Origin of the sequence: Nonomuraea bangladeshensis, assembly GCF_039529455.1 — a bacterium.
GTDB classification, from domain to species: domain Bacteria; phylum Actinomycetota; class Actinomycetes; order Streptosporangiales; family Streptosporangiaceae; genus Nonomuraea; species Nonomuraea bangladeshensis.
This window is the reverse complement of sequence record NZ_BAAAMV010000005.1, coordinates 297,540-321,675: the sequence shown is the minus strand read 5'-3', so window position 1 is coordinate 321,675 and position 24,136 is coordinate 297,540. Positions and strand designations below refer to the sequence as shown.

General features: G+C 71.7%; 27 protein-coding genes. 21 read left to right on the top strand and 6 right to left on the bottom strand.

Features of this window, described 5'->3' with window-relative positions:
* Positions 1-30: 30 nt before the first annotated feature.
* The 7 genes from ABD292_RS17405 (at position 31) to ABD292_RS17375 (ending at position 5,208) form a co-directional block, all read left to right on the top strand.
* Positions 31-813, top strand: a complete 783-nt coding sequence (locus ABD292_RS17405; protein ID WP_344208297.1) for a phosphatase — start codon at positions 31-33, stop codon at positions 811-813.
* A gap of 311 nt (positions 814-1,124) precedes the next feature.
* Positions 1,125-1,328: a helix-turn-helix domain-containing protein gene (locus tag ABD292_RS17400; RefSeq protein ID WP_026214222.1), complete on the top strand. Its 204-nt coding sequence runs from the start codon at positions 1,125-1,127 to the stop codon at positions 1,326-1,328.
* A 176-nt stretch (positions 1,329-1,504) separates the two neighbouring features.
* Entirely contained in the window at positions 1,505-1,603 is a 99-nt protein-coding gene (locus tag ABD292_RS17395) for a 30S ribosomal protein bS22 (protein ID WP_018654693.1), read from the top strand.
* A 22-nt stretch (positions 1,604-1,625) separates the two neighbouring features.
* The gene (locus ABD292_RS17390; protein ID WP_344208296.1) at positions 1,626-2,621 is read left to right on the top strand and encodes an NAD-dependent epimerase/dehydratase family protein; all 996 of its coding nucleotides are present in this window, start codon (positions 1,626-1,628) and stop codon (positions 2,619-2,621) included.
* Complete coding sequence (locus tag ABD292_RS17385; protein WP_425565112.1) at positions 2,618-3,529, top strand: lysophospholipid acyltransferase family protein; 912 nt, start codon at positions 2,618-2,620, stop codon at positions 3,527-3,529. Before ABD292_RS17390 ends, ABD292_RS17385 begins: the two co-directional genes overlap by 4 nt.
* A gap of 75 nt (positions 3,530-3,604) precedes the next feature.
* Positions 3,605-4,186, top strand: coding sequence for an RNA polymerase sigma factor (locus ABD292_RS17380; protein ID WP_329586954.1), 582 nt, complete (start codon positions 3,605-3,607; stop codon positions 4,184-4,186).
* A 2-nt stretch (positions 4,187-4,188) separates the two neighbouring features.
* Positions 4,189-5,208, top strand: a complete 1,020-nt coding sequence (locus ABD292_RS17375; RefSeq protein WP_344208295.1) for an LCP family protein — start codon at positions 4,189-4,191, stop codon at positions 5,206-5,208.
* Between the two features lie 20 nt (positions 5,209-5,228).
* On the opposite strand, the gene ABD292_RS17370 is transcribed toward ABD292_RS17375, so the two are convergent.
* The 3 genes from ABD292_RS17370 to ABD292_RS17360 are packed head-to-tail and all read right to left on the bottom strand — an operon-like array spanning position 5,229 to position 7,543.
* Positions 5,229-6,107 carry an HAD family hydrolase gene (locus ABD292_RS17370; RefSeq protein ID WP_344208294.1) on the bottom strand — a complete coding sequence of 293 codons (879 nt, stop codon included), beginning with the start codon at positions 6,105-6,107 and terminating at the stop codon, positions 5,229-5,231.
* 18 nt (positions 6,108-6,125) lie between these two features.
* Positions 6,126-6,821, bottom strand: coding sequence for a DUF5667 domain-containing protein (locus tag ABD292_RS17365; RefSeq protein ID WP_344208293.1), 696 nt, complete (start codon positions 6,819-6,821; stop codon positions 6,126-6,128).
* 56 nt (positions 6,822-6,877) lie between these two features.
* A complete protein-coding gene (locus ABD292_RS17360) occupies positions 6,878-7,543 on the bottom strand; it encodes a sigma-70 family RNA polymerase sigma factor (RefSeq protein WP_344208292.1) in 666 nt (221 codons plus the stop codon).
* A 178-nt stretch (positions 7,544-7,721) separates the two neighbouring features.
* Between ABD292_RS17360 and ABD292_RS17355 the strand changes: the two genes are divergently transcribed.
* Positions 7,722-9,332: a putative quinol monooxygenase gene (locus tag ABD292_RS17355; RefSeq protein ID WP_344208291.1), complete on the top strand. Its 1,611-nt coding sequence runs from the start codon at positions 7,722-7,724 to the stop codon at positions 9,330-9,332.
* Between the two features lie 15 nt (positions 9,333-9,347).
* On the opposite strand, the gene ABD292_RS17350 is transcribed toward ABD292_RS17355, so the two are convergent.
* Entirely contained in the window at positions 9,348-9,584 is a 237-nt protein-coding gene (locus ABD292_RS17350; protein WP_091091351.1) for a glutaredoxin family protein, read from the bottom strand.
* Positions 9,585-9,698: 114 nt separating this feature from the next.
* Here ABD292_RS17350 and ABD292_RS17345 point away from each other — a divergent pair, with 114 nt between their 5' ends.
* The 8 genes from ABD292_RS17345 to ABD292_RS17310 all read left to right on the top strand — a co-directional run bounded on the left by ABD292_RS17345 (position 9,699) and on the right by ABD292_RS17310 (position 18,290).
* A complete protein-coding gene (locus ABD292_RS17345) occupies positions 9,699-10,376 on the top strand; it encodes a redox-sensing transcriptional repressor Rex (RefSeq protein WP_329586937.1) in 678 nt (225 codons plus the stop codon).
* Positions 10,373-11,629 carry a glutamyl-tRNA reductase gene (locus ABD292_RS17340; protein WP_344208290.1) on the top strand — a complete coding sequence of 419 codons (1,257 nt, stop codon included), beginning with the start codon at positions 10,373-10,375 and terminating at the stop codon, positions 11,627-11,629. Before ABD292_RS17345 ends, ABD292_RS17340 begins: the two co-directional genes overlap by 4 nt.
* The gene (hemC, locus tag ABD292_RS17335; protein WP_344208289.1) at positions 11,626-12,540 is read left to right on the top strand and encodes a hydroxymethylbilane synthase; all 915 of its coding nucleotides are present in this window, start codon (positions 11,626-11,628) and stop codon (positions 12,538-12,540) included. Before ABD292_RS17340 ends, hemC begins: the two co-directional genes overlap by 4 nt.
* A 35-nt stretch (positions 12,541-12,575) precedes the next feature.
* Entirely contained in the window at positions 12,576-14,096 is a 1,521-nt protein-coding gene (locus tag ABD292_RS17330) for a bifunctional uroporphyrinogen-III C-methyltransferase/uroporphyrinogen-III synthase (protein WP_344208288.1), read from the top strand.
* Positions 14,093-15,076, top strand: coding sequence for a porphobilinogen synthase (gene hemB, locus ABD292_RS17325; protein WP_344208287.1), 984 nt, complete (start codon positions 14,093-14,095; stop codon positions 15,074-15,076). Before ABD292_RS17330 ends, hemB begins: the two co-directional genes overlap by 4 nt.
* 132 nt (positions 15,077-15,208) lie before the next feature.
* Positions 15,209-15,838, top strand: a complete 630-nt coding sequence (locus ABD292_RS17320; protein WP_344208286.1) for a bifunctional DNA primase/polymerase — start codon at positions 15,209-15,211, stop codon at positions 15,836-15,838.
* Between the two features lie 56 nt (positions 15,839-15,894).
* Positions 15,895-17,175: a glutamate-1-semialdehyde 2,1-aminomutase gene (hemL, locus tag ABD292_RS17315; protein ID WP_371251028.1), complete on the top strand. Its 1,281-nt coding sequence runs from the start codon at positions 15,895-15,897 to the stop codon at positions 17,173-17,175.
* A 197-nt stretch (positions 17,176-17,372) separates the two neighbouring features.
* Positions 17,373-18,290: a LysR family transcriptional regulator gene (locus ABD292_RS17310; protein WP_344208284.1), complete on the top strand. Its 918-nt coding sequence runs from the start codon at positions 17,373-17,375 to the stop codon at positions 18,288-18,290.
* A gap of 4 nt (positions 18,291-18,294) precedes the next feature.
* On the opposite strand, the gene ABD292_RS17305 is transcribed toward ABD292_RS17310, so the two are convergent.
* The gene (locus ABD292_RS17305; protein ID WP_344208283.1) at positions 18,295-19,149 is read right to left on the bottom strand and encodes an EamA family transporter; all 855 of its coding nucleotides are present in this window, start codon (positions 19,147-19,149) and stop codon (positions 18,295-18,297) included.
* 43 nt (positions 19,150-19,192) lie between these two features.
* Here ABD292_RS17305 and ABD292_RS17300 point away from each other — a divergent pair, with 43 nt between their 5' ends.
* The 5 genes from ABD292_RS17300 to ccsB all read left to right on the top strand — a co-directional run bounded on the left by ABD292_RS17300 (position 19,193) and on the right by ccsB (position 23,701).
* Positions 19,193-19,831, top strand: a complete 639-nt coding sequence (locus ABD292_RS17300; RefSeq protein ID WP_344208282.1) for a histidine phosphatase family protein — start codon at positions 19,193-19,195, stop codon at positions 19,829-19,831.
* 86 nt (positions 19,832-19,917) lie between these two features.
* Positions 19,918-20,475: a TlpA family protein disulfide reductase gene (locus ABD292_RS17295; RefSeq protein ID WP_344209087.1), complete on the top strand. Its 558-nt coding sequence runs from the start codon at positions 19,918-19,920 to the stop codon at positions 20,473-20,475.
* Positions 20,468-21,190: a cytochrome c biogenesis CcdA family protein gene (locus tag ABD292_RS17290; protein ID WP_344208281.1), complete on the top strand. Its 723-nt coding sequence runs from the start codon at positions 20,468-20,470 to the stop codon at positions 21,188-21,190. The genes ABD292_RS17295 and ABD292_RS17290 overlap by 8 nt, the downstream gene beginning before the upstream one ends.
* Positions 21,190-22,749: a cytochrome c biogenesis protein ResB gene (resB, locus tag ABD292_RS17285; RefSeq protein WP_344208280.1), complete on the top strand. Its 1,560-nt coding sequence runs from the start codon at positions 21,190-21,192 to the stop codon at positions 22,747-22,749. The genes ABD292_RS17290 and resB overlap by 1 nt, the downstream gene beginning before the upstream one ends.
* Complete coding sequence (ccsB, locus tag ABD292_RS17280) at positions 22,739-23,701, top strand: c-type cytochrome biogenesis protein CcsB (RefSeq protein ID WP_344208279.1); 963 nt, start codon at positions 22,739-22,741, stop codon at positions 23,699-23,701. The genes resB and ccsB overlap by 11 nt, the downstream gene beginning before the upstream one ends.
* 36 nt (positions 23,702-23,737) lie before the next feature.
* On the opposite strand, the gene ABD292_RS17275 is transcribed toward ccsB, so the two are convergent.
* On the bottom strand, positions 23,738-24,034 hold the full coding sequence (locus ABD292_RS17275; protein WP_344208278.1) for a PLD nuclease N-terminal domain-containing protein: 297 nt from the start codon (positions 24,032-24,034) through the stop codon (positions 23,738-23,740).
* Between the last annotated feature and the right edge of the window lie 102 nt (positions 24,035-24,136).

Below are 24,136 nucleotides of genomic sequence, written 5' to 3'. Positions count from 1 at the left end.
CCTGGCGCCGATGTTCTGCGAAGGAAAGCTGTGCTGAGCCGCGACCAACTCCGCGATCACCTCGTACGGACCCGCATCGCCGGCGACGTCGCGACCCCCCGTGAGAACAACCTCGACCACTACAGCTCCCTGGCCAACGGCGACCCCTACTACGCCCTCGGCCTGAGCTTCGACCACCCGTGGTCCTATCGGGACGTGCTCGCGCTCATGGCCAAGTCCGCGGGCGTCGTCGGCGACCCCGGCCACCGCTGGGGCCAGGACACCATCGACCCCGAGCTGACGATCGACGCCCTCGACGCCATGGCCGAGCGCATCGCGGCGGTGCTGGCCCGGCCCGAGCCGCGCATCCTGTTCGCGACCGGTCACCCCACCGGGCTGCTGGCGGTCCACCTGCCGCTCGCGGCGCTCTGCGAGCGGCGCGGCGCGCGGCTGCTGACGCCCGGCGAGGGCTGGACGTACGCGGGCTCAGGATTCGGCCGCCCGCGCCGCATCCGCTACCTCCAGGACGTCGCGATGCTCGACGACCGGGGCAACTTCGTCCACACCCACGACGCCGCGCCGATGCGTCACATGCTGCACGAGCTGGACGGCGACCTGCCCGACCTGGTGATCGCCGACCACGGCTGGGCGGGCGCGGCCGGCGAGGCGGGGGTGCCGACGGTCGCCTTCGCCGACAGCAACGACCCCGGCCTGTTCGTCGGCGAGGCCGAAGGAAAGATCGACGTGGTCGTGCCGTTGGACGACAACGTGCTACCGCGCTTTTACGCTCCGCTCACCGAGCGATTGGTCACTCTGGTCTCATCTGCCCTGTGAGTTCAATTCGGTCAGCTCGATACCGTCTTTTCGCGCCCGCATTCCAAGCGGCTCGCCGTCCCTTTGCCAACTTTTGACAGGGCTCCGGCGACTCTTATGTGTGGCATCTTGGACAGTTCCAAGGTCCAGGCGAGGTGCTCGGTCCGCTGCTCACCAGCGATTTCTCTGGTTCGGCTGACAGACGGCTCCGTCAAGAGAGAAAATAGGGGGTTTGCGCACTCGGAGTCCCGCCTTACGCTGACGGCAGTACACGTGCGTGAGCAATGGCACCAGTGGGGATAACCCGGAAACACGTGCGGAAGAGGCGTCCGATGGGTGCAGGCGAAAGACCTCTCAGCGAGGTGAAGTTCCTGACCGTGGCAGAAGTCGCGACGGTCATGAGGGTGTCCAAGATGACGGTGTACCGGCTCGTACACTCCGGCGAGCTCCCGGCCATCAGGGTAGGCCGGTCGTTCAGAGTGCCCGAGCAGGCGGTGCACGACTATCTGCGGGAGGCCTACATCGAGGCAGGTTGACGTAGCGACGTGATGGTCACGCCGTGAGTGCTGTCGCGGGAGAAGCCCGGCCGCTCGCCACGCGCGGCCGGGGCTCTCGCCCCCCGAGGGGCGATCTACCGTGGATCGCCGGTAGTCTGTGACCCGGTGTGCGCTCGCACTCCGATTCAGACTTGCTATCAGTACCTGGGGGTCCCGTGGGCTCTGTGATCAAGAAGCGCCGCAAGCGGATGGCCAAGAAGAAGCACCGCAAGCTGCTCAAGAAGACGCGCATCCAGCGGCGTAACAAGAAGTAACCAACGCAGCTGCGAGGCGCTGATGACCCACACCGTGCTCGTCACCGGGGTCTCGCGCCACATCGGCGCCCGTGTGTCGAACATGCTGGCCGCCGACCCGGACATCGACCGGGTCATCGGAGTGGACACCGTGCCGCCCCCCTCGCTGACGCGGGACGGCGGTGTCTCCCTGGGCCGGACCGAGTTCGTCCGGGTCGACCTGCGCAGCCCCGACATCGCGCAGGTGATCGCGGCCGCGGACATCGACACCGTTGTGCACATGAGCCTGGTCAGCGCTCCCTCGCGGGGCGGTGGCAGGGCCGCCATGAAAGAGCACAACATCATCGGCACCATGCAGCTGCTCGGCGCCTGCCAGCGGTCGGCGACCGTGCGGCGGGTGGTGGTCCGCTCCACCACCGCCGTCTACGGCTCGTCACCGCGGGACCCGGCGGTCTTCACCGAGGACCTGGAGCCGCACGACGGCCCCAGCCACGGTTACGCGAAGGACGCGTGCGAGGTCGAGGGCTACGTGCGGGGCTTCGCGCGCCGCCGTCCCGACGTGACCGTGTCACTGCTGCGCTTCGCCAACTTCATGGGGCCGGGTGTCGACTCGCCCCTGACGCGTTACTTCACCCAGCCGGTGCTGCCGACCGTGTTCGGCTTCGACCCGCGGCTGCAGTTCGTCCACGAGGACGACGCGGTCGAGGTGCTGCGCCGGATGGCGACGGAGGACCACCCCGGCACGTTCAACGTGGCCGGGGCGGGCGTGCTGCTGCTGTCGCAGTGCGTGCGCAGGGCGGGCCGGCTGTCGATGCCGCTGTTCACGCCCGCCTTCGAGGCGCTCGGCAACGCCGCGCGCCGTCTCGGGCTGGTCGAGTACTCACCCGAGCAGCTCAAGCTCATGTGTTACGGCCGCGCGGTCGAGACCTCCCGCCTGGAGGCCGAGCTCGGCTGGAAGCCGAAGTTCAGCACCGGGGCGGCCTTCGACGACTTCCTGCGCTCGCGGGGCCTGCACCCGCTCGGAGGTGTGCCCAGTTGAGCGTCTCCCACGAGGACGACGACGGCCGTGTGATTCCCATCACCGCCGCGCCCTCCTACGAGCAGGCCGACGACCCCGACCCGCTCGCCGAGCTGCTGGCCTTCCTCCGGCGGCGGATCGACGGCGACTACGAGGTCGACGAGTTCGGCTACGACGCCGAGCTGACCGACAAGGTCTTCCTGGAGCTCGTCCGGCCCCTCTACAACCACTGGTTCAGGGTCGAGACGGTCGAGCTGCACAACGTGCCCGAGGAGGGCGGCGCGCTGGTCGTCGCCAACCACTCGGGCACGCTGCCGATCGACGCGCTCATGCTCCAGGTCGCCATGCACGACGACGTGCACCGGCCGCTGCGGCTGCTCGGCGCCGACCTCGTCTACCAGCTCCCGCTGCTCAGCCACCTGGCCCGCAAGACCGGCCACACCCTGGCCTGCCGGGAGGACGCCGACCGGCTGCTGCGCAAGGGCGAGCTGGTCGGGGTGTTCCCCGAGGGCTTCAAGGGCGTGGGCAAGCCGTTCTCCGAGCGCTACAAGCTGCAGCGCTTCGGCCGCGGCGGCTTCGTGGCCTCGGCGATCCGCGCCGGGGTGCCCATCCTGCCCACGGCCATCGTCGGCGCCGAGGAGATCTACCCCAAGGTCGGCGACGTGAAGTCGCTGGCCCGGCTGCTCGGGCTGCCCTACGTGCCGATCACGCCGTTCTTCCCGCTGCTCGGGCCGCTCGGGCTGGTGCCGCTGCCGTCGAAGTGGATGATCGAGTTCGGCGAGCCGATCCGCACCGACCACTACGAGCCCGAGGCCGCAGACGACCCCATGCTCGTCTTCAACGTCACCGACCACGTGCGCGAGGTCATCCAGCAGATGCTCAACGAGCTGCGGCTGCGCCGCGGGCACGCCTTCCCGCCGTTCCTCTGACCGCGCGCCCGCCGTGAACCCCGGCGGCCCGTTGTGGCGATACATCTCCGACCGTTCCCCCAGAGAAGGGCGGAGATGATCCTGCAACCCGCCACCCGAGGCGCGGACGCGGAGCTCGTGAACGCCTCATGGACCGAACCCGAGGCGTTCGCCGAGCTGTTCGACCGCTACGCCGGCATGCTCTACCGCTACGTCTCCAAACGGCTCGGTCCCGAGCCCGCGGAGGATCTCGTCGGCGAGACCTTCCTGGTCGCCTTCTCCCGCAGGAGGAGCTACGACCTGGCCTATCCGGACGCCCGTCCCTGGCTGTTCGGCATCCTCACCAAGCTCATCTCCCGGCACCACCGCAGCGAGGCCGCCCGCTACCGCGCGCTGCTGCGCGCGCCGGTCGAGCACATGATCGAGTCGCCCGCCGACCGGGTGGCCGCCGGGGTCAGCGCCCAGGCGGTGCGCGGCGAGCTGGCCGGCGCCCTCGCGTCCCTGTCCGCCAAGGACCGCGACGTGCTGCTGCTCATCGCCTGGGGCGATCTGACGTACGAGGAGGTCGCGCAGGCGCTCGGCATCCCCGTCGGCACCGTGCGCTCCCGCCTCAACAGGGGCAGGCGGAAGGTACGGGCCGCGCTCGGCGACACCAACCCGATGGCGGAGGAGGAGTGACGATGGACGACCTGAAGCTGCTCCGCGACTTCGGCGCGCAGCTGGAGCACGAGCCGCCCGCGACGCTCGTCCGCCAGCGCGAGCGCCTGCTGCGGGCCCGCCCCGCCCGGCGGTGGTGGGCCACCTGGTGGACCGCCGGTCTCGTGGCCGTCGCCACGGCCGCCGCGGTCGTGGTGCCGACGCTGCTGCTGGCCCACGAACGGCCGGTCGCGGTGCCCCCCGCCGGAGCGCGGGACGTGGACGTCAGCGGCGCCATGAACATCCTGCTGGTCGGCTCCGACAGCGTCGAGGGCGAGAACGCGGCGTACGGGCCCTGGCGCGCCCGTCAGCCGGACGGCGGCGGGCGGCGCGCGGACAGCATCATCATCCTGCACGTGCCCGAGGACAGGGGAGCGGTGACGGCGGTCAGCGTCCCCCGCGACTCGCTGGTACGGATCCAGGGCTGCGCGGGCGAGCCGGCCCACGTCGGGATGATCAACTCCACGTACGACCGGCCGGGCGGCCTGACCTGCCTGCGCCAGACCCTGCAGAAGCTGACGGGGCTCACCTTCAAGCACACGATCGAGGTGGACTTCACCGGGTTCAAGGGCGTGGTGGACGCGCTCGGGGGCGTGCAGCTCACCCTGAGCCGCCCGGTGGTCGACCCGCGGGCGAAGCTCAAGCTGCCGGCCGGCAAGGTCACGCTGGACGGCGAGGCGGCGCTGGGGTGGATGCGCTCGCGGGCCCAGGAAGACGGTTCGGACCTCGGCCGCATCAAGCGGCAGGCGCAGCTCCTGCGCGTGATGGCGAAGAAGGCCCAGAGCGCGGCCCTGGACAACGACCGGCTCAAGGCCGTGCTGACCGAGGTGCGCAAGTCCGTGCGTACCGATCTCGGCGTGGAGGAGATGGCCGCGCTGGCGGGGCAGCTGACGGAGGCGAAGATCAGCATGACCGTCGTGCCGGTGCGGCCCGCCAAGCTCGACCGGAACCGGGTCGAGTGGCGGCAGCGCCAGGCCCGCGAGCTGTTCGAGTCGCTGAAGTGACGGGGGGAGCGGGCGGCGGGTCAGACGCGGCGGTAGAGGCGGCGCAGCGCCATGCCGGCCGCGACGCCGCCCGCGATCGCCCCGACGCCCGCCGCGATCGGCAGGGCCTTCAGCGTGGCCTTGCGGCCCGTGCGGAAGTCCTTGATGGGCCAGTCGTGCTTCCTCGCGTGCTCGCGCAGCTCGCTGTCGGGGTTGATGGCCACCGCGTGGCCGACCAGCGACAACATCGGCAGGTCGTTGGCGGAGTCGCTGTAGGCGGTGCAACGGGTGAGGTCGAGGCCCTCGCGCCGGGCCAGCGCCCGCACGGCCTCGGCCTTGGCGGGGCCGTGCAGCAGGTCGCCGACCAGCCGGCCGGTGTAGATGCCGTTGCCGGTCTCGGCGACGGTGCCGAGCGCGCCGGTCAGCCCGAGCCGCTGCGCGATGACCCTGGCCAGCTCGACGGGCGTGGCGGTGACCAGCCAGACCCGCTGGCCGGCGTCGAGGTGGGACTGGGCGAGCGCGCGGGTGCCGCTCCAGATGCGGTCGGCCATCACCTCGTCGTAGATCTCCTCGCCGAGGCGGACGACGTCGTCGACCTTGGTGCCGGCCACGAACGCCAGCGCCGTCTCCCTCGCCACCGCGATGTGCTCGGGGTTCTCGCTGCCGCGCAGCCGGAAGACCGCCTGGCCCACCGCGAACTTGAACAGGTCGGAGGTGGTGAACATGCCGCGCGTGGCGAGGCCCCTCGCGAAGTGGTAGATGGAGGCGCCGCGCATCATCGTGTTGTCCACGTCGAAGAAGGCCGCCGCCTCCAGGTCGGGCTCGACCGGCTGGGCCGGCGCGACGGTGACCGCCGCCCGGGCCGCCGCCTCGCCGGCAGCTTCGGGCTCGATCTGGTGTCGTCGTCCAAAAAGCCGCATGGGCCTCAGCTTAGCTACCTACTGTGGCGCGACCAGACCTTCGATGTAGTGCAGATAGCCCTCCGCCTGGGCCTGCTGGTCGCCGTTGAGCTGCGGAAGCATGGGGCTGACCATCTCTTTCTGGTCCCGTGCGAATTTCTTGATCTTCGGCGAGCGCGGCTCGGCCCGTTCGAGGCGGCTGATGCCCGAGCGGGTGGAGTCCTCCATGTCCTTCAGCGTCTCGCTGACCAGCGGGCCGTCGTCGGCGGAGCCGAGCAGGCTGGCGACCTCCTTGGCGCGGGTCTTGGCGGAGTCCAGCTCGCGCTCGCCGCGTTCGGCGTCGTCGGCGCTGAGCCGGACGAGGGTGCTCTCCGCGGCCCGCTTGAGCGGGTAGAGCGAGTCGCCGGGCACCGACTGGTACGTCGCGAACGCCGAGACCATCATCCCCGCCGCCAGCCCGAACGAGGCCAGGTGGGACAGCATCGGCCGCCTGCGCGCCCGCCGCCTGGAGGTGCGGGGCCGCGCGTGCCGGCCCGGGGAGGAGGGGAGCGGGGACAGGTCAGTGGCGGCGACGGACGGGAACGGGTGGGGCGACTGCTCGGCCAGGTGCCGGGAGAGCAGCTCGGCGCGCAGCCGCGCGCGGAAGGCCGGCTCCGGGGCCCCGCCTATGGGCAGGCTCCGCAGCTCCGTGAGGTGTTCGAGCACGCGCTCCCGCCGCCTGCGCGCCCTACGCATGACAGTCGCTCCCGTCTGGCCGTGACACCTGCCTAACGACGGGTGGATGGTGGAGGTTACGCCAGGTCGTGCTTGAGCGCTCGGGCCAGCGCGCGGATGGCCCGGAACTGCAGCGCTTTGATCGCTCCACTCTTCTTCCCCATGATCAACGCGGTTTCCGCGAGCGAGAGTCCGTGCAGGAAACGCAGGACGACCACTTCCTGCTGTTCGGGATTGAGCTCTCGTACGGCCCGCAGCACCCGGTCGTTGATGATGGCCGTGACCACGGCGTTCTCCGGGATGTGCGAGCCGTCGAGCGGAACGTCGATGATCTCCCCGGTAGGGATTTCCAGCCGATATCGCCCCGATTTGAAGTGATCCGTTACCAGGTTTCGGGCGATGGTCACGAGCCAGGCGCCGAAATCGCGGCCCTGCCAGGTGAAGTCGGCGATCCTGCGCAGCGCCCGCAGGAAGGTCTCGCTGGTCAGGTCCTCGGCGAGCTGGTGAGAGCCGACCCGGAAGTAGATGTAGCGGTAGACGAGGTCCACATAGCGGTCGTAGAGCGTGCCAAACGACTCCGTGCAGCCGTTCTTGGCGTCCAGGACGAGGTCCCGTACGTCCACGTCGGCGGCTGCGTCCACCTCGGGTTCCGGCGCTTCTTCGCGCACGGCGAACTCGCCCGTCCGGGCAGGCGCAGCGAGCGCTGGCACCAGCAGCCCGGCGAACGGTGACGAGTCAGGCATCCGGTATCCCTAGGGGTAAGGGGTGCGGCGTGCTCGAACACTCTAGAAATCAACCGGAAATTCCACAATCCACAAGCTACTTGCATGACTTGGTGTAACCGCCGGATACCGTGAGGATCGACCTGTTCCCTCTTCGGCTACCGGCTGGGAGGCATCGTCCGGCAGCATTGGAGTCACCATGGAGATCCTCGTTGCTGTCCTCGGGTTCGCCGGTGCGCTCCTCGCCGCCTTCGCGACAGGCGCCCTGATCAAACGGCTGCGCGACGAGCCCGAAGGCTGGCTGATCGGCTGGGCCGTCGCGGCCGGGGCGCTGTGCCTGTCGCTGGCGGCGGTCGGCATCGGCGGCCTGATCGGGTTCGGGGCGGTGACGTTCCGGATCTACCAGGTGACGGGGTCGCTGCTCGCGCCGCTGTGGCTGGCCGTCGGCATGATCCAGCTCCTCGCCGAGCGGGTGCCGCCGCGCTTCCTCGCGTGGCTGATGGGCATCGCGCTGACGATCGTCACCGGCGCCATCATGATCTTCGACCCGCTGAAGTCCGAGGTGACGGGCAAGAAACTGCCCGCGGGGCCGACGCTCTGGGGCATCTTCCCCGGCTACCTGCTGATCGGCGTGCACGTCGTCGCCGTGGTGATCATGCTGGCCATGCTGGTGGTCGCGGCGCTCAAATGGCGGGGCGGCGACGAGTACGACACCGACAACCTGCACGCCTCCCTGGTGATCGCGCCGTCCGGGATCGCCCTGGTGGGCGCGATGCGCTTCACGGTGCCCCCGCTGTTCACCACGGCGCTGCTCGCGGTGGCCGCCGCGGCGGTCTGGTACACCGTGCTGCGGCCGCTGGCGCCGTACGACGACGAGGAAGACGACTTCGACGACCGTGACGAGCCCGCCAGACGCGGCCAGGACGCCCGGGCCCGCCACGGCCACGACGCGGCCGCACGGCACGGCCACGATCCTGCCGCACGGCACGGCCACGATCCCGCCGCGCGGCACGGCCACGACGCCCCCGGGAGGCACGGCGGCGACCGGCGCGGGATGCCGCCCGAGGACCACGACCGCACGGTCCCGCGCGGGCGCCGGGCCATGCCCGAGCCCGTGCCGGCCGCCGACCTGCCGCCCGCCGCGCCCCGCCGGCCCACCGGCCTCGGCGACCTGGTGGCCGAATACCGCGCCGGCGAGCGCGACGTCGACTACGCCGCCCGCATGACGCCGCCCCCGCCCGAGGACGGCCCCGCGACCGGCTACATCATGAACGGCGGCCCGATGCCCGGCGGCCCCTCGGGCCCGCAGGCCATGCCGCCGCAGCGCCCCGAGTACGCGATGCCGCCCACCCCGCCCCCGGCCGGCCCGGCCACCGGCATGCTCTTCTCCGGCGCCGACCTGTTCTCCCCGTCCGGTCCCCAGCAGCCGGGCCGGCAACCGGGCCCGCAGCCCGGCCCGCAGCCCGCCGGGGGCCGCCTGTCGCCGAACATCTACGGCCTGCTCACCGTGTTCACGATCATGGACGGCGCGGGCGAGGCGTTCGACCGGCTGGCCGAGGCCACGGTCGAGGGCGTGCGCCGCGGCGAGCCCGACACGCTCGTCTACGCCTGCCACTCCGTCAAGTCGGCCCCGCTGCAGCGCATCGTCTACGAGCTCTACCGCGACGAGGTCGCCTACCGCGACCACCAGCGGCAGCCGCACGTCGAGCGGTTCGTCACCGAGCGGCAGTCGATGGTGCTGGCCACCAACGTGATCGAGCTCGACGTCAACGCCGCGAAGGTGGTGCCGCTCCCCACGGTCCCGTACTGAGCCTACGTACTGAACCTACGTACTGAGCGCCGCGCGCAGGCGGGTCTCGTCGACCCGCCAGAAGTCGTGCTGCACGCCGTCGATGAGCGTGACCGGGATCATCTCCCAGTATTTCTCCCTCAGCTCCTCGGAGGAGTCGATGCTGATCTCCTCCCAGGGGACGCCCAGCTCGCCGGCCACCCGGGCGATGACCTCCCGCGCGTCCTCACACAAGTGACAGCCGGGCTTGCCGAGCAAGGTGATGCGGTGCATATGGCAACCGTACCGCCGCTACTTTGTGCATCGGTTCACAAAGGGATTAACCTGAAAGACGGTTCTAATCCGTCCCCGCGGCTCCCCGCCGCCCGTCCCCTGGAGCTCCGGCGCGTGAAGAGCACGTCCCAGCCCCGTGACCGAGGCATCCCCGAGGCGACGGTCGCGCGGCTGCCGCTGTACCTGCGGGCGCTGCACGGCATGGCGGAGCGGGGCGTGGCGACGGTCAGCTCCGAGGACCTCGCCGTGGCCGCCGGGGTCAACTCCGCGAAGCTGCGCAAAGATCTGTCACACCTCGGCTCCTACGGCACCAGGGGCGTAGGCTATGACGTCGAGTACCTCGTCTACCAGATCTCCCGCGAGCTGGGCCTGACGCAGGACTGGGCGGTCGCCATCGTCGGCGTCGGCAACCTCGGCCGCGCGCTGGCGAACTACGGCGGGTTCGTCTCACGCGGCTTCCGGGTGGCGGCACTGATCGACGCCGACCCCGAAGTCGTGGGCGACACCATAGCGGGGTTGAATGTTGAGCACATCGACGAACTGGAAGCCGTCGTCAAACGGCGTGGAGTCTCGATCGTGGTTCTGGCGACACCGGCGGAAGCGGCGCAGGCGGTCTGCGATCGCGTGATCGCCGTGGGCGTGACCAGCATCCTCAACTTCGCCCCCGTCGTGCTCTCCGTGCCGGACACCGTCGACGTCCGTAAGGTCGATCTATCCATCGAACTGCAGATTCTCGCGTTCCACGAGCAACGCAAAGCTGGAGGGCCACTCATGGCGGTGGACAGTCAATGAGCATCCTGGCCGTCGGACTCAGCCACCGCACCTCGCCGGTGGCGCTGCTTGAACGGGTCTCACTCACCGGCGACCGGCTGGTCAAGCTCCTCCACGACGTCCAGAGGGACGCGTCCGTGGCCGAGGCCATGGTGGTGTCGACCTGCAACCGGGTGGAGATCTACGTCACCGTCGACCGGTTCCACGCCGCCCTCACGGCCGTGACCGGGCTGCTCGGCGTGCACACGGGCGTCCCGGTCGAGGAGCTCACCCCGCACCTCTACGTGCACTACGAGGAGCGCGCGGTCGAGCACCTGTTCTCCGTGGTGTGCGGCCTCGACTCGATGGTGGTCGGCGAGGGCCAGATCCTCGGCCAGGTACGCCAGGCGCTCAAGCTCGGCCAGCGCCAGGGCACCGTCGGCGCCACGCTCAACGAGCTGGTGCAGCAGGCGCTGCGGGTCGGCAAGCGGGCGCACACCGACACCGGCATCGACCAGGCCGGGGCCTCCCTCGTCACGGCCGGGCTGGCGCTGGCGGGCGAGATCGCGGGCCGGCGGGCGCTGGTCGTCGGCGCGGGCTCCATGAGCTCGCTGGCCGCCGTCACGCTCCAGCGCGCCGGGGTCACCGACATCGTCGTGGCCAACCGCACGTACGAGCGGGGCGCCCGGCTGGCCGCCAACGTCGGCGGCCGGGCCGTCGAGTTCGCCGCCATGCCGGCCGAGCTGGCCGCCGCCGACATCGTGATCACCTGCACCGGAGCGGGCAGGCACATCATCACGCCGGATATGCTGGGCGGACCCACGTTCCTGCTGGACCTCGCGTTGCCGCACGACGTCGACCCGGCCGTGCGCCGGGTGCCGGGGGTCCGGCTGGTCGACCTGGAGACGATTCAGGAGTCCGGCATCGGCTCGCGGGAGGTCGACGCGGTCGCGTCCGTGCGCGCCCTGGTCGTCGAGGAGCTTCGCGCCTACCTCGACGCCGAGCGCGCCGCCAAGGTCACCCCGACCGTGGTCGCGCTCCGCAGCAAGGCGGCGGGGGTGGTCGAGTCCGAGCTCGGCCGGCTCCTGATGCGCGTGCCCGACCTCGACGCCCGGGCGCGCGACGAGGTCGCGATGACCGTGCAGCGCGTCGTGGACAAGCTGCTCCACGAGCCGACTGTGCGTGTCAAGCAGCTGGCGACCTGCCCGGGAGGCGATCATTATGCGGAGGCGCTGCGTGAGCTGTTCAACCTGGACCCGAAGATGCCCGAGGCCGTGAGAGAGGTGGAGCTGTGACGCCCGAACCCCTCCGGCTGGGCACGCGCCGCAGTCAGCTGGCGACCGCCCAGTCCCAGATGGTGGCAGACGCCTACACCGAGCGCACCGGCCGCGCGATCGAGCTCGTCGGGGTGACCACGTTCGGCGACGTCACCAAGGCGCATCTCGCGCAGCTCGGCGGCACCGGCGTGTTCGTCAGCGCGCTGCGCGACAAGCTGCTCGACGGCGAGATCGACTTCGCCGTGCACTCGCTGAAGGACCTGCCCACCAAGCAGGACCCGCGCTTCGTCCTGGCCGCGCTCCCGGCGCGCCACGACCACCGCGACGCGCTGATCGCGCACGCCAAGTTCGCCGACCTGCCGGCCGGGGCGCGCGTCGGCACCGGCTCGCCGCGCCGCGTCGCCATGCTGAGCGCGCTCCGCCCCGACCTCGAATACGTCCCGATCCGCGGCAACGCCGACACGCGCATCGCCAAGGTCACCTCCGGCGAGCTCGACGCGGTCGTGCTGGCCACGGCCGGGCTCGACCGGCTCGGCCGCGGCGCCGAGATCGCCCAGATCTTCGAGATCGAGGAGCTGCTGCCGGCCCCCGGCCAGGGCGCGCTCGCGGTCGAGTGCCGCGCCGACCTGACCGAGCTCGTCGCCTTCCTCGGCGTGCTCGACGACCCGCGCACCCGCTCCGCGGTGGCCGCCGAGCGCGCCGTACTGTCCGCGCTGGAGGCGGGCTGCGCCGCGCCCGTGGGTGCGTACGCGGTCGATGACGGGCACACTCTGAACCTGACCGCCACGGTCGTCGCGCTCGACGGCCGCGAGGCGGTCCGCAAGTCCGCCGCCGGCTCTCCTTCGGAGGCTGTCAGCCTGGGCCGCCGCCTCGCGGCCGAGATGATCGCCGAAGGGGCCGACAGATTGATGGGGGAGCATTCCCATTGAGCTCCGATAGTCCAACCTCCGGTCTCGTCGCCTTCGTGGGCGCGGGCCCCGGCGACCCCAACCTGCTCACGCTCCGCGGCGCCGAGCTGCTCGGCAAGGCCGACGTCGTGGTGCTCGGCGAGGAGGCGCACCGCGCGCTGCTGCGTCATGCCCGCGAGGGCGTGCAGGTCGTCGAGGCCGACGACGCGCTGACGGGTCTCGTCAAGCGCGCCAAGGACGGCGGGCTCGTGGTGCGCCTGTGCCCCGGCGACCCCATGCTGTTCTCCTCGATCACCGAGGAGGCCGCGGCCTGCGCCGCGGCGGAGGTGGACTTCGAGGTCGTGCCCGGCGTCCCGCCCGCGACCGCCGTGCTCACCTACGCGGGCATCCCGCCGGCGACGGCCGTGCCCGAGTTCCGCGTCGTGGACGCCGCGCAGGAGCAGGACTGGTCCTCCCACGCCGCCTGCCCCGGCACGCTGGTCATCTACAACGGCATCGGCGAGGCCGTGTCCATCGGCAAGGCGCTCATCGCGGGCGGCAAGCCCGACACGACGCCCGTCGCGGTCAGCAGCGGCGGCACCACCACCGAGCAGTACACCGTCGTGTCCTCGCTCGGGCGGCTGCAGGCCGACCTCAAGCACGCCGGGTTCACCGAGCCCGCGCTGATCGTCGTCGGCGAGGCCGTGGGGCTGCGCGAGAAGCTGTCGTGGTTCGAGACCAAGCCGCTGTTCGGCTGGCGGGTGCTGGTGCCCCGCACCAAGGAGCAGTCGCGGAGCCTGTCGGAGCAGCTCGTCTCCTACGGCGCGGTGCCCGAGGAGGTGCCGACCATCTCGGTCGAGCCGCCGCGCACCCCGCAGCAGATGGACCGCGCCATCAAGGGCCTGGTCACCGGCCGCTACGAGTGGGTGGCCTTCACCAGCGCCAACGCCGTCAAGGCCGTGCGCGAGAAGTTCGAGGAATACGGCCTCGACGCCCGCGCCTTCGCCGGGCTCAAGGTGGCCGCGGTCGGCGAGGCGACCTCGCGCGCCCTGGTCGAGTTCGGCGTCAAGCCCGACCTGCTGCCCTCGGGCGAGCAGTCGTCCGAGGGGCTGGTGGCCGAGTGGCCGCCGTACGACTCGATGCTCGACCCGATCAACCGGGTGCTGCTGCCGCGCGCCGACATCTCGACCGACACGCTGGTGGCCGGGCTGACCGAGCTGGGCTGGGAGTGCGACGACGTCACGGCCTACCGCACCGTGCGGGCCGCGCCGCCGCCCGCGCCGATCCGCGAGGCGATCAAGGGCGGCGGCTTCGACGCCGTGCTCTTCACCTCCTCCTCCACGGTGCGCAACCTCGTGGGCATCGCCGGCAAGCCGCACAACGTCACCGTGATCGCGGTCATCGGGCCGCAGACGGCCAAGACCGCCGAGGAGTTCGGGCTCCGGGTGGACGTCATGGCCGACAAGCCATCCGCCTCCGCGCTGGCCGCCGCCGTGGCCGAGTACGGAGCCAAGCAGCGCCAGGCTGCGCTGGCCGCGGGCGACACGCCCCGCAGGCCCTCGCAGAACCGTCGTGGCGCGAGAAGGAGAGCCAGATGAGCGCACGCTTCCCCGTGGCGCGTCCCCGCAGGCTGCGCGGCACTCCCGCGCTGCGGCGGATGGTGGCGGGCACCAGGATCGACCCCGCCGACCTGATCCTGCCGGTGTTCGTCAAGGAGGGCATCGCCGAGCCGCAGCCGGTGGTGTCGATGCCGGGCGTGTTCCAGCACACCTCCGACTCGCTGCGCAAGGCGGCCCATGAGGCGGCCGAGGCGGGCCTGGGCGGGCTGATCCTGTTCGGCATCCCGGCGGTCAAGGACGCGCGCGGCTCGGCCGCCGACGACCCCGACGGCGTGCTCCAGAAGGCGCTGCGCGAGGTGAGCGCCGAGGTCGGCGACGCGCTCGTGGTCATGGCCGACACCTGCCTCGACGAGTTCACCGACCACGGGCACTGCGGCATCCTGACCCCGTCGGGCGACGTCGACAACGACGCCACGCTGGAGCGCTACGCCTCCGTCGCGGTGGCCCAGGCCGACGCGGGCGCGCAGATGATCGCGCCGAGCGGCATGATGGACGGCCAGGTGGCCGCCATCCGCGCCGCGCTCGACGGCGCCGGCCACGCGGGCGTGCCGATCCTCGCCTACTCGGCGAAGTACGCCTCCGCCTTCTACGGCCCGTTCCGCGACGCCGCCGAGTGCGCGCCGCAGTTCGGCGACCGCGCCACCCACCAGCAGGACCCCACGGGGCCGCTGGAGGAGGCGCTGCGCGAGGTCCGGCTCGACCTGGCCGAGGGCGCGGACGCCGTCATGGTCAAGCCCGCCCTGGCCTACCTCGACATCATCGCCGCCGTCCGCCGCGAGGTGGACGTGCCGGTCGCCGCCTACCAGGTGAGCGGCGAGTACGCGATGGTCGAGGCGGCCGCGGCCAACGGCTGGGTGGACCGCGAACGGACGATCATGGAGTCGCTGGTCGCCATCAAGCGGGCCGGCGCCGACCTGATCCTGACCTACTGGGCCACCGAGGTGGCACGGACGCTCTAACCAAGGGGTTTCCCGTCAACTCGTGAGGCCTGTGCGTTAGAGTGCGATGACAAGTGCTGGTGTGTCCCGCGTGAGCGAACGCCCGCCCGGAGCCGGGACCTCTTCAGGCGCGGGATTCGACGGGAGACACCAATGGTGGGGGTACCTCTGGCTCGGCGTACCAAAAAGCGGGCGCGGCCGTCGCGCATCGCGACCGTGCTCGACTACGCCGCGATGGGCTGGCCCGTGGTGCCGGGCGCCTATCCGCTGCCCGCGGGGCCGCGGGCGTGCTCGTGCGACCGGCTCGGCTGTCCCGACCCGGGCGCCCATCCGCTCTCCCCGGCCTGGCCGCTGCTCGCCACCACCGACCCCGCGCAGCTGTCCCGCTGGTGGCAGGCCGAGCCCGAGGCGGGTGTGATCCTGCCCACCGGCCGCGTCTTCGACGTCTTCGACGTACCGCTCGCCGTCGGCCTCACGGCGCTCACCAGGATCGACGAGGCAAGTGCCCACTCCGGCCCGGTCGCCGCCCAAGGCGACCGGGTCTTGTTCTACGTGGCCACCCGCGGCAACCCCGAGGACGAGGACGAGTGGTGGTCCTGCCACCTCGACTGCGACCCGGCCGCCATCGACGACACGCCGGGCCTGCGCTGGCACTGCCGCGACAGCTACGTGCTCGCGCCGCCCTCGCACCTGCCGTTCGGCCGGCAGGTCTCCTGGCTGCGGCCCCCGGACGGGCGGCCGCTGCCCGACCCGCTGCGCATCCTGGAGTGGCTCGCCGACTGAGCGGCCCCTCGCCCTGGGGCGGCCCCTGGCCCGACTAACCTGGTCGGGTGAGCCGCATAGAGACATCCGAGGACCTGTTCGCCCGCGCCCGCCAGGTCGTGCCGGGGGGCGTCAACTCGCCGGTGCGCGCGTTCGGCGCGGTCGGCGGCACCCCGCGCTTCATGGCCGCCGGCCAGGGCCCCTACATCACCGACGTCGACGGCAACCGCTACGTCGATCTGGTGTGCTCCTGGGGGCCGATGATCCTCGGCCACCGCCACCCGGCGGTCGTCGAGGCGGTCTCCGAGGCGGTCGCGCACGGCTTCTCGTACGGCACCGCCACGCCAGGCGAGGTCGAGCTGGCCGAGGAGATCGTCTCCCGGGTGGCGCCGGTGGAGAAGGTGCGGCTGGTCAGCTCGGGCACCGAGGCCACGATGAGCGCGGTACGGCTGGCGCGCGGCTTCACCGGGCGGTCCAAGGTGATCAAGTTCGCCGGGTGCTACCACGGGCACGTGGACGCGCTGCTGGCCTCGGCCGGGTCGGGCGTGGTGACCTTCGGGCTGCCGGACACGCCGGGCGTCACCGGGGCGTCGGCGGCGGACACGATCGTGCTCCCGTACAACGACGTGGCGGCCGTCGAGGAGGCGTTCGCCCAGGCCGACATCGCGTGCGTGATCACCGAGGCGTGCCCGGCCAACATGGGCGTGGTGCCGCCGCGCGACGGCTTCAACCAGCGGCTGCGCGAGCTGTGCACGGCCCACGGGGCGCTGCTCATCGTGGACGAGGTGCTGACCGGCTTCCGCGTCTCGGCGGCCGGCTGGTACGGCCTCGACCCGGTCGAGGCCGACCTGATGACGTTCGGCAAGGTGATGGGGGGCGGGCTGCCGGCGGCGGCGTTCGGCGGCCGGGCCGAGGTGATGGCCTACCTCGCGCCGGAGGGGCCGGTCTACCAGGCGGGCACGCTGTCGGGCAACCCGCTGGCCTGCGCCGCCGGTCTGGCGACGCTGCGGGCGCTGGACGAGGCGGCGTACGCGCGGGTGGACGCCGCGGCGCTCGCGGTGGGCGACGCCGCCGCGCAGGCGCTGGGCAAGGCCGGGGTGCCGCACCGGCTCCAGCGGGCCGGCAGCCTGTTCTCGATCTTCTTCACCGATGCCGAGGTGACGAACTTCGCCGAGGCGAAGACCCAGGACACCAGTGCGTTCACCGCGTTCTTCCACGCGATGCTGGACCAGGGGGTCTACCTGCCGCCGTCGGCGTACGAGGCGTGGTTCCTGTCGGCCGCGCACGACGACGAGGCCATCGAGCGGATCGTCGCGGCGCTGCCCGCCGCCGCCGAGGCGGCCGCGACGGCGCGGTAGCGCGGGGCGGCGCTCAGCGGGCGGGCTTCTGGTAGCGGATGCGCTGCTCGCGAGCCTGCTCGGCGAGCTCCTTGAGGTACGAGGGACCGGCGGGCTGCTGCTTCTTCGACTTGATGATTCTCATGCATCTATTTTCATCTGCTACACAATCAACCACAAGCGAGACTTTCTACGCTAAACCCTTTAGTCTGGCTTACATGTTGGACCTGAACCGCCTCAAGGCTCTGCACGCTGTGCACGTCTACGGCTCGGTCGGCGCGGCGGCGGACGCGCTCATGGTCACCCCCTCGGCCGTGTCGCAGCAGATCGCCAAGCTGGAGCGCGAGACCGGCGCCCGGCTCATGGAGCGCAACGGCCGCGGCGTGCGGCTGACCGACGCGGCCGGGCTGCTCGCCGAGCACGCCGAGCGCATCCTCGCCCTGGTCGAGACCGCCGAGGCCGACTTCGAGGCGCTGCGCGGCGAGGTCGTCGGCCGGCTCAACGTGGCCGCCTTCCCCACCGCTGCCCGCGGCCTCATGCCGCAGGCCCTAGTCGCGCTCCGCGGCCGCCATCCCGACCTGTGGATCCAGCTCAGCGAGCGCGAGCCCGAGCGGGTCGTGCGCGACGTCGCCAGGGGAGAGCTCGACCTCGGCATCGTCCAGGACTGGCTCAACCGGCCCATGGCGCTGCCCGACGGCCTGTCCAGGGCCACGCTGCTGGACGACGTCGCGGACGTGGCGATACCCGCCGGGCACCCGCTGGCCGGCTCGCGCGAGATCGAGCTGGCCGCCCTCCACGGCGAGCGCTGGGTCAGCTCCACGCCCGGCACCGTGTGCCACGACTGGCTCGTGTACACGCTGCGCAACGCCTCGCTGGAGCCGGAGATCGCCTGCCTTGCCGACGAGTACCCGACCCAGCTCGCGCTGGTCGCCGCCGGGCTCGGCTGCGCGATCGTGCCGCGGCTCGGCCGCTACGTGCCCGAGGGCGTCGCCATGGTGCCGATCAGGCCGCGGCAGGCCCGCCGCATCTACGCCGTCTGGCGCGCCGACGCGGCCCGCCGCCCGGCCATCAGGGCCCTGGTCGACACCCTGATGGAGGTCAGCAGGGAGCAGGAGAACGCCTGGGCCGTGAAGTGAGCGACTAGCTCAGGGCGATCGCCACGACGCCGCCCAGGATCACCCCCGACGCCAGCAGCCGGCGCGCGAGATCGCCCTCGGCCAGCAGCCGCCCGCCCAGCACCACGGCGATCAGCACGCTGATCTCCCGCGCCGGCGCGACCACGGTGACCGGCGCCATCGTGAACGCGATCAGCACCAGCAGGTACGACACGAAGATCAGCACCGCCGCCCCGGCGATCCGCCACCGGTGCTCCCGCCACACCGGCGCGACCAGCTCCCGCCGCGTGGCCAGCACGACCGGCGCGAGCACCAGCGCCCGCCCGACCTCGCCCAGGTAGAGGAGCGCCAGCGGCGCCACCCCGAACGGCCCCACCACCTGCGAGTCCCACACCGTGTACCCGGCGATGAACAGCCCGACGACCAGCCCGGGCGCCACCGAGCGCAGATCGGCGCGGCCCGCGCCCCGGCCCAGCAGGAACACCCCCACGCCGACCAGCACGATCCCCGCCACGTTGGCGACCGACGGCCGCTCGCCCAGGAACAGCACCGCCACCAGGCTCGCCAGCATCGGCCCCGTGCCGCGCGCCACCGGGTAGACCATGGACAGGTCGCCGGTGCCGTACCCGCGCTGGAGCAGCAGGAAGTAGCCCAGGTGCAGGGTCATGCTGCCGCAGATCACCGCGAGGTCCGTCCAGGACGGCACGCCCGCCACCACCAGGTATCCCGCGAACAGCGGCGCCCACAGCGCCGCGCCGGCCACCGCCACCAGCCAGACGAAGACCACCCCGTCCGCCTGCGAGGAGCGCTTGCTCAGCAGGTTCCAGGTGGCATGGGCGAAGGCGGCGACGAGCACGAGGAGGAGCGCCCAGGGACTCACCCGGGGACCCTATCCCGAGGCGAGCGGATAGGCTGTGCCCACCATGGCTGAAACGACCGTCGTCCACCTTCTGCGCCACGGTGAGGTGCACAACCCGAAGGGCATCCTGTACGGCAGGCTGCCCGGCTACCACCTGTCCGAGACGGGTCACCTCATGGCCGAGACGGTCGCCAAGGCGGTCGGCGGCCGTGACATCGTCGCCCTCTACAGCTCGCCCCTGGAGCGCGCGCTGGAGACCGCGGCCCCCCTCGCCGCCAAGCTCGGGCTGGAGGTCAGGCAGGACGAGCGCCTGCTCGAAGCGGTCAACCTGCTGGAGGGCCGGCCCGTCGCGCAAGGGGTCGGGCTGTTCCGCGACTGGCGCAACTACCGCTACTTCTGGAATCCGATGCGCCCGTCCTGGGGCGAGCCCTACCCGGTGATCGTGCGCCGGATGAAGTCGATGATCGACGACGCGCGGGCGGCGGCGCGCGGGCACGAGACCGTGCTCGTCAGCCACCAGTTGCCGATCTGGTCGATCAGGATGGCGGCCGAGGGCCGCCGGCTCTGGCACGACCCGCGCCGCAGGCAGTGCGCGCTGGCCAGCCTCACGACGTTCACCTTCGACGGTGACCGGCTCATCAGCATCGGCTACAGCGAGCCGGCCGGGTCGCTGGACACCGGGCCGTCCGTCCCGGGCGCCTGAGCCCGATGTCCGGATCGCCCGGACCCACCGGTAGAGTTGCAAGCTCTACCGGTTGTAGTACAAGGAGATCTTCCTCCGTGCGCGCCATGTCCCTCTCCCTCGCCCTGCTGGCCGTGCTGGCCGCGGGGTGCGCCGGCAATCAGAGCGGCCAGCCGGAGGCGGGCGACACCCGGTTCGTCGCCGGCGACGGGAAGATGCAGGTGTTCGCCGCCGCCGAACGCAAGCCCGCCCCCGCGGTCGAGGGCCCGACCCTCGACGGCGGCACCGCCTCGCTGGCGGCGCACAAGGGCAAGGTCGTGGTGCTCAACTTCTGGGCGTCCTGGTGCGGGCCCTGCCGGGCCGAGGCGCCGGTGCTCAAGGAGGTCGCGGCCAAGACCAAGGGCACCGGCGTCGAGTTCGTCGGCGTCGACTTCAAGGACCGGCAGGCCGACGCGCTCGCCTTCGAGCGCACCGAGCAGACCGGCTACCCGTCGATCTTCGACCAGCCGGGCAAGGTCGCGCTGGCCTTCCAGGGCACGGTGCCGCCCGCCGCCATCCCGTCCACGCTGATCATCGACAAGCAGGGCCGGATCGCCGCCCGCGCGCTCGGCGCCGTCAAGTACACCGACCTCATGGACACCGTCACCAAGGTCCGCGATGAATGACGTCGTCGCCTCGGGCTCGCTGCTGCTCGCCGTGCCGATCGCGGTGCTCGCGGGCGTGGTGTCGTTCCTGTCGCCGTGCGTGCTGCCGCTGGTGCCCGGCTACCTGTCGTACGTCACCGGCATGAGCGCCGACCCCAGGCGGGGGCGGCTGGTGCTCGGGGCGGCGCTGTTCGTGGCCGGGTTCGCGCTCGTGTTCGTGCTCAGCGGCGCGCTGTTCGGCGGGCTCGGCTCGGTCATGCTGGGCAACGCCGCGATCATCACGCGGGTGCTCGGGGTGCTGACCATCGTGCTCGGGCTGGCCTTCCTGGGGGTCATCCCGGGGCTCATGCGCGACGTACGGATCCACCGGCTCCCCGCGGCGGGGCTGGCCGGGGCGCCGCTGCTCGGCGTGGTGTTCGGGCTCGGCTGGACGCCGTGCATCGGGCCGACGCTGGCCGTGGTGCTGACGCTCGGGCTCAACGAGGGCAGCGCCGGGCGCGGAGCCCTGCTGGCCGTCGCGTACGCGCTCGGCCTCGGGCTGCCGTTCGTGGCGGCGGCGCTGGCCTACAGCAGGGCTCTGCGCACGTTCCGTGCCATCCGCAAGCACTCGCGCCTGATCACCAGGATCGGCGGCGGGATGATGGTGGCCGTCGGCGTGCTGCTGGTGACCGGTCTGTGGGGGGAGATGATCGCGGCCATGCAGGGTGTGATCGGCGCGTTCGAGCCGGTGATCTGATGAGCGTGCGGGAGCTGGAGCGCGAGCGGTCGCCCAAGCAGGCCGGGCTCGGCCCGGTGGGCTGGCTGCGGTGGGCGTGGCGCACGCTCACCTCGATGAAGACCGCGCTCATCCTGCTGTTCCTGCTGGCGCTCGGCTCGGTGCCCGGCTCGCTGATCCCGCAGCGCGGCGTCGACCCCGACAAGGTCGCCAGGCTCTACGACGAGAGCCCCGCCCTGGCCGAGTGGTACGACCGCCTCCAGCTCTTCGAGGTCTTCTCCTCCACCTGGTTCGCCGCGGTCTACCTGCTGCTGTTCACCTCGCTCATCGGCTGCATCATCCCGCGCACCCTGACCTACGTGCGCGAGCTGCGTCGCAAGCCGCCCGCCGCGCCGAAGAACGTCACCAAGCTGCCGCACGCGGCCGTCATCGAGGGCGGGCCGAGCCTGGACGAGGCCGCCAGTCGGCTGCGCGGGCTGCGCTTCCGCGTGGTCACCGGCGACGGCTGGATCTCGGCGGAGAAGGGCTACCTGCGCGAGACCGGCAACCTGTTCTTCCACGTCGCGCTGCTCGGCATCCTGTTCGCGATCGGGGTCGGCTCGCTCTTCGGCTACCGCGGCAACGTGCTCGTCGTCGAGGGCGACGGCTTCGCCAACACCGTGGCCGCCTACGACCGGTTCATGCCGGGCAACCAGGTGTCGGCCGAGTCGCTGGCGCCGTTCACGCTGCGGCTCGACGACTTCAACGTCTCCTACCAGGTGGCCGGCGAGAAGCGGGGGCAGGCGCTCGACTACACCGCCCACCTCACGGTCAACGACACGCCGGACGCGCCCGCCCGCGACGTCGAACTCAAGGTCAACACGCCGCTGGAGGTCGACGGCACGCAGACCTACCTCATCGGCAACGGCTACGCGCCGGTCTTCCGGGTGACCGACGGCAAGGGGCAGGTCGCCTTCGAGGGTCCTGTGCCCTGCCTGATCGAGGACAAGGCCACGATGACCTCGGGCTGCGTGGTCAAGGCCCCCGACGCGCAGCCGTCGCAGCTCGGCTTCCTGCTGCGGTTCCTGCCGACCAGCGTGCCGCTCACCGACGGCACCCACGCCTCCGCCTTCCCCGGCGAGCTCAACCCCGAGGTGCAGCTGCTCGGGGCGTTCTCCGGCGACCTCGGGCTGCGCAACGGGCAGCCGCAGTCGGTCTACGAGCTGGCCCCGCCGGAGACGCTGAAGAAGCTCAAGCCGCTGCTGATGGGCACCGCGGTGCCCAAGCCGCTCGCGGTCGGGCAGTCGGTCGAGCTGCCGGAAGGCGCGGGCAAGCTGGAGTTCACCGGCGTCAAGCAGTGGATGACGCTGCAGGTCGCCTACGACCCGGGACGGCTGCCCGCGCTGCTGTTCTCCGGTCTCGCGGTCGTGTCCATCGCCGCGTCGCTGCTGATCAGGCGGCGGCGGGTGTTCGTCCGGGTCAAGGGCGAAACGGTCGAGGTCGGGGGCCTCACCCGCACCGAGGGCTCCGCGGCGGGCTTCGCCGAGGAGTTCGCCGACATCGTCAAGGTTCTATCAGCAGGAGAGAAAGATGTCCGCTGAGCAACTCGCCGAGCTGAGCGACCTGACCGTCGTCGCCGCGGTCCTGCTCTACGTCCTCGCGATGATCGCCTTCGCGACGGAGCTGGCCTTCGGCCGCTACGTCGCGGGCAAGAAGACCGCGGCGAGGGCCGCCCGGCCCGTCAGGCAGACGGTCACGGTCGGCGCCGGCGCCGACCAGGTCGAGGGCGCGGTTCCAGAGCCCGTGGCGCCCGAGGGCGCCCCGCCGTCGCGGCTGGCGGCCCGGGCCGGGACGGCCGGGCTGGCGCTGGCCTGGCTCGGCTGGGCCGCCAACCTGGTCGCCATCGCGACCCGCGGCCTCGCCGTCGGTCGCTGGCCCTGGGGCAACATGTACGAGTTCGTCGTGGCGCTCTGCTTCGCCGCCGTCACGGCGTTCCTGCTCACCCAGCTCCGCCACAACGTGCGCTTCCTCGGCGCGTTCGTCATGGTCACGGCCACGCTCGGGCTGGGCGCGGCGGTCAAGATCTTCTACACCGCCGCGGGGCCCGTGGTGCCGGCGCTGAACTCGTACTGGATCGCCATCCACGTCACGGCGGCGATCATCGCGAGCGGGCTGTTCGCGCTGGCGGGCGTCGCGGGTGTGCTCTACCTGGTGCGCGGCGACGGGATGTCGCGCCTGCCCTCCCGCGAGGACCTGGAGCGGGTGGCGCACCGGGCGATCGTGTTCGCCTTCCCGCTGTGGACGTTCGCGGTGATCGCGGGCGCGCTGTGGGCCGACCGCGCGTGGGGCCGCTACTGGGGCTGGGACCCCAAGGAGGTCTGGTCGTTCATCACGTGGGTGGCCTACGCGGCCTACCTGCACGCCCGCGTGACGGCCGGCTGGAGGGGGAAGGCCGCCACGATCGTGCAGCTCGTGGCGTTCGGCTGCCTGCTGTTCAACCTGATCGGCGTCAACATCTTCGTCGGCGGGATGCACAGCTACGCCGACGTCTGAGCCGGGGCCGGCCCCGGCTCGTCGAGCCGGGGCCGCTCAGTGCTGCTCGTCGCCGCCGCGCATGCGCCGGTCGAGGTCGCGCAGGAAGTCGGGGTCGTCGTCGGGACCCTTCGGCATGCCGGGACCGGGGGAGACCGACCAGACCTGCCGCTCGACCCGCGGGCGGCCGCGCGCCATCCAGATGAGCCCGCCGACCAGCGGGATCAGCACGACCACCATGATCCACATGGTTTTTGGTACGTTCCTGACCTCGTCTTCCGGGGTAGTGACGACGTCGAAGAGCGAGAAGAGCCAGAAGGCCAGCAGCGCCAGTCCGATGAGAACACCTGCCATGCCCGAACTGTAAGCCATCTGCGACGTGCTCGTGCTTCCCGATGTCCCATTTCGGGTGACTAGCAGAAGATCCCCGTCGTACGGTGGGAGCAGAAAACCGTG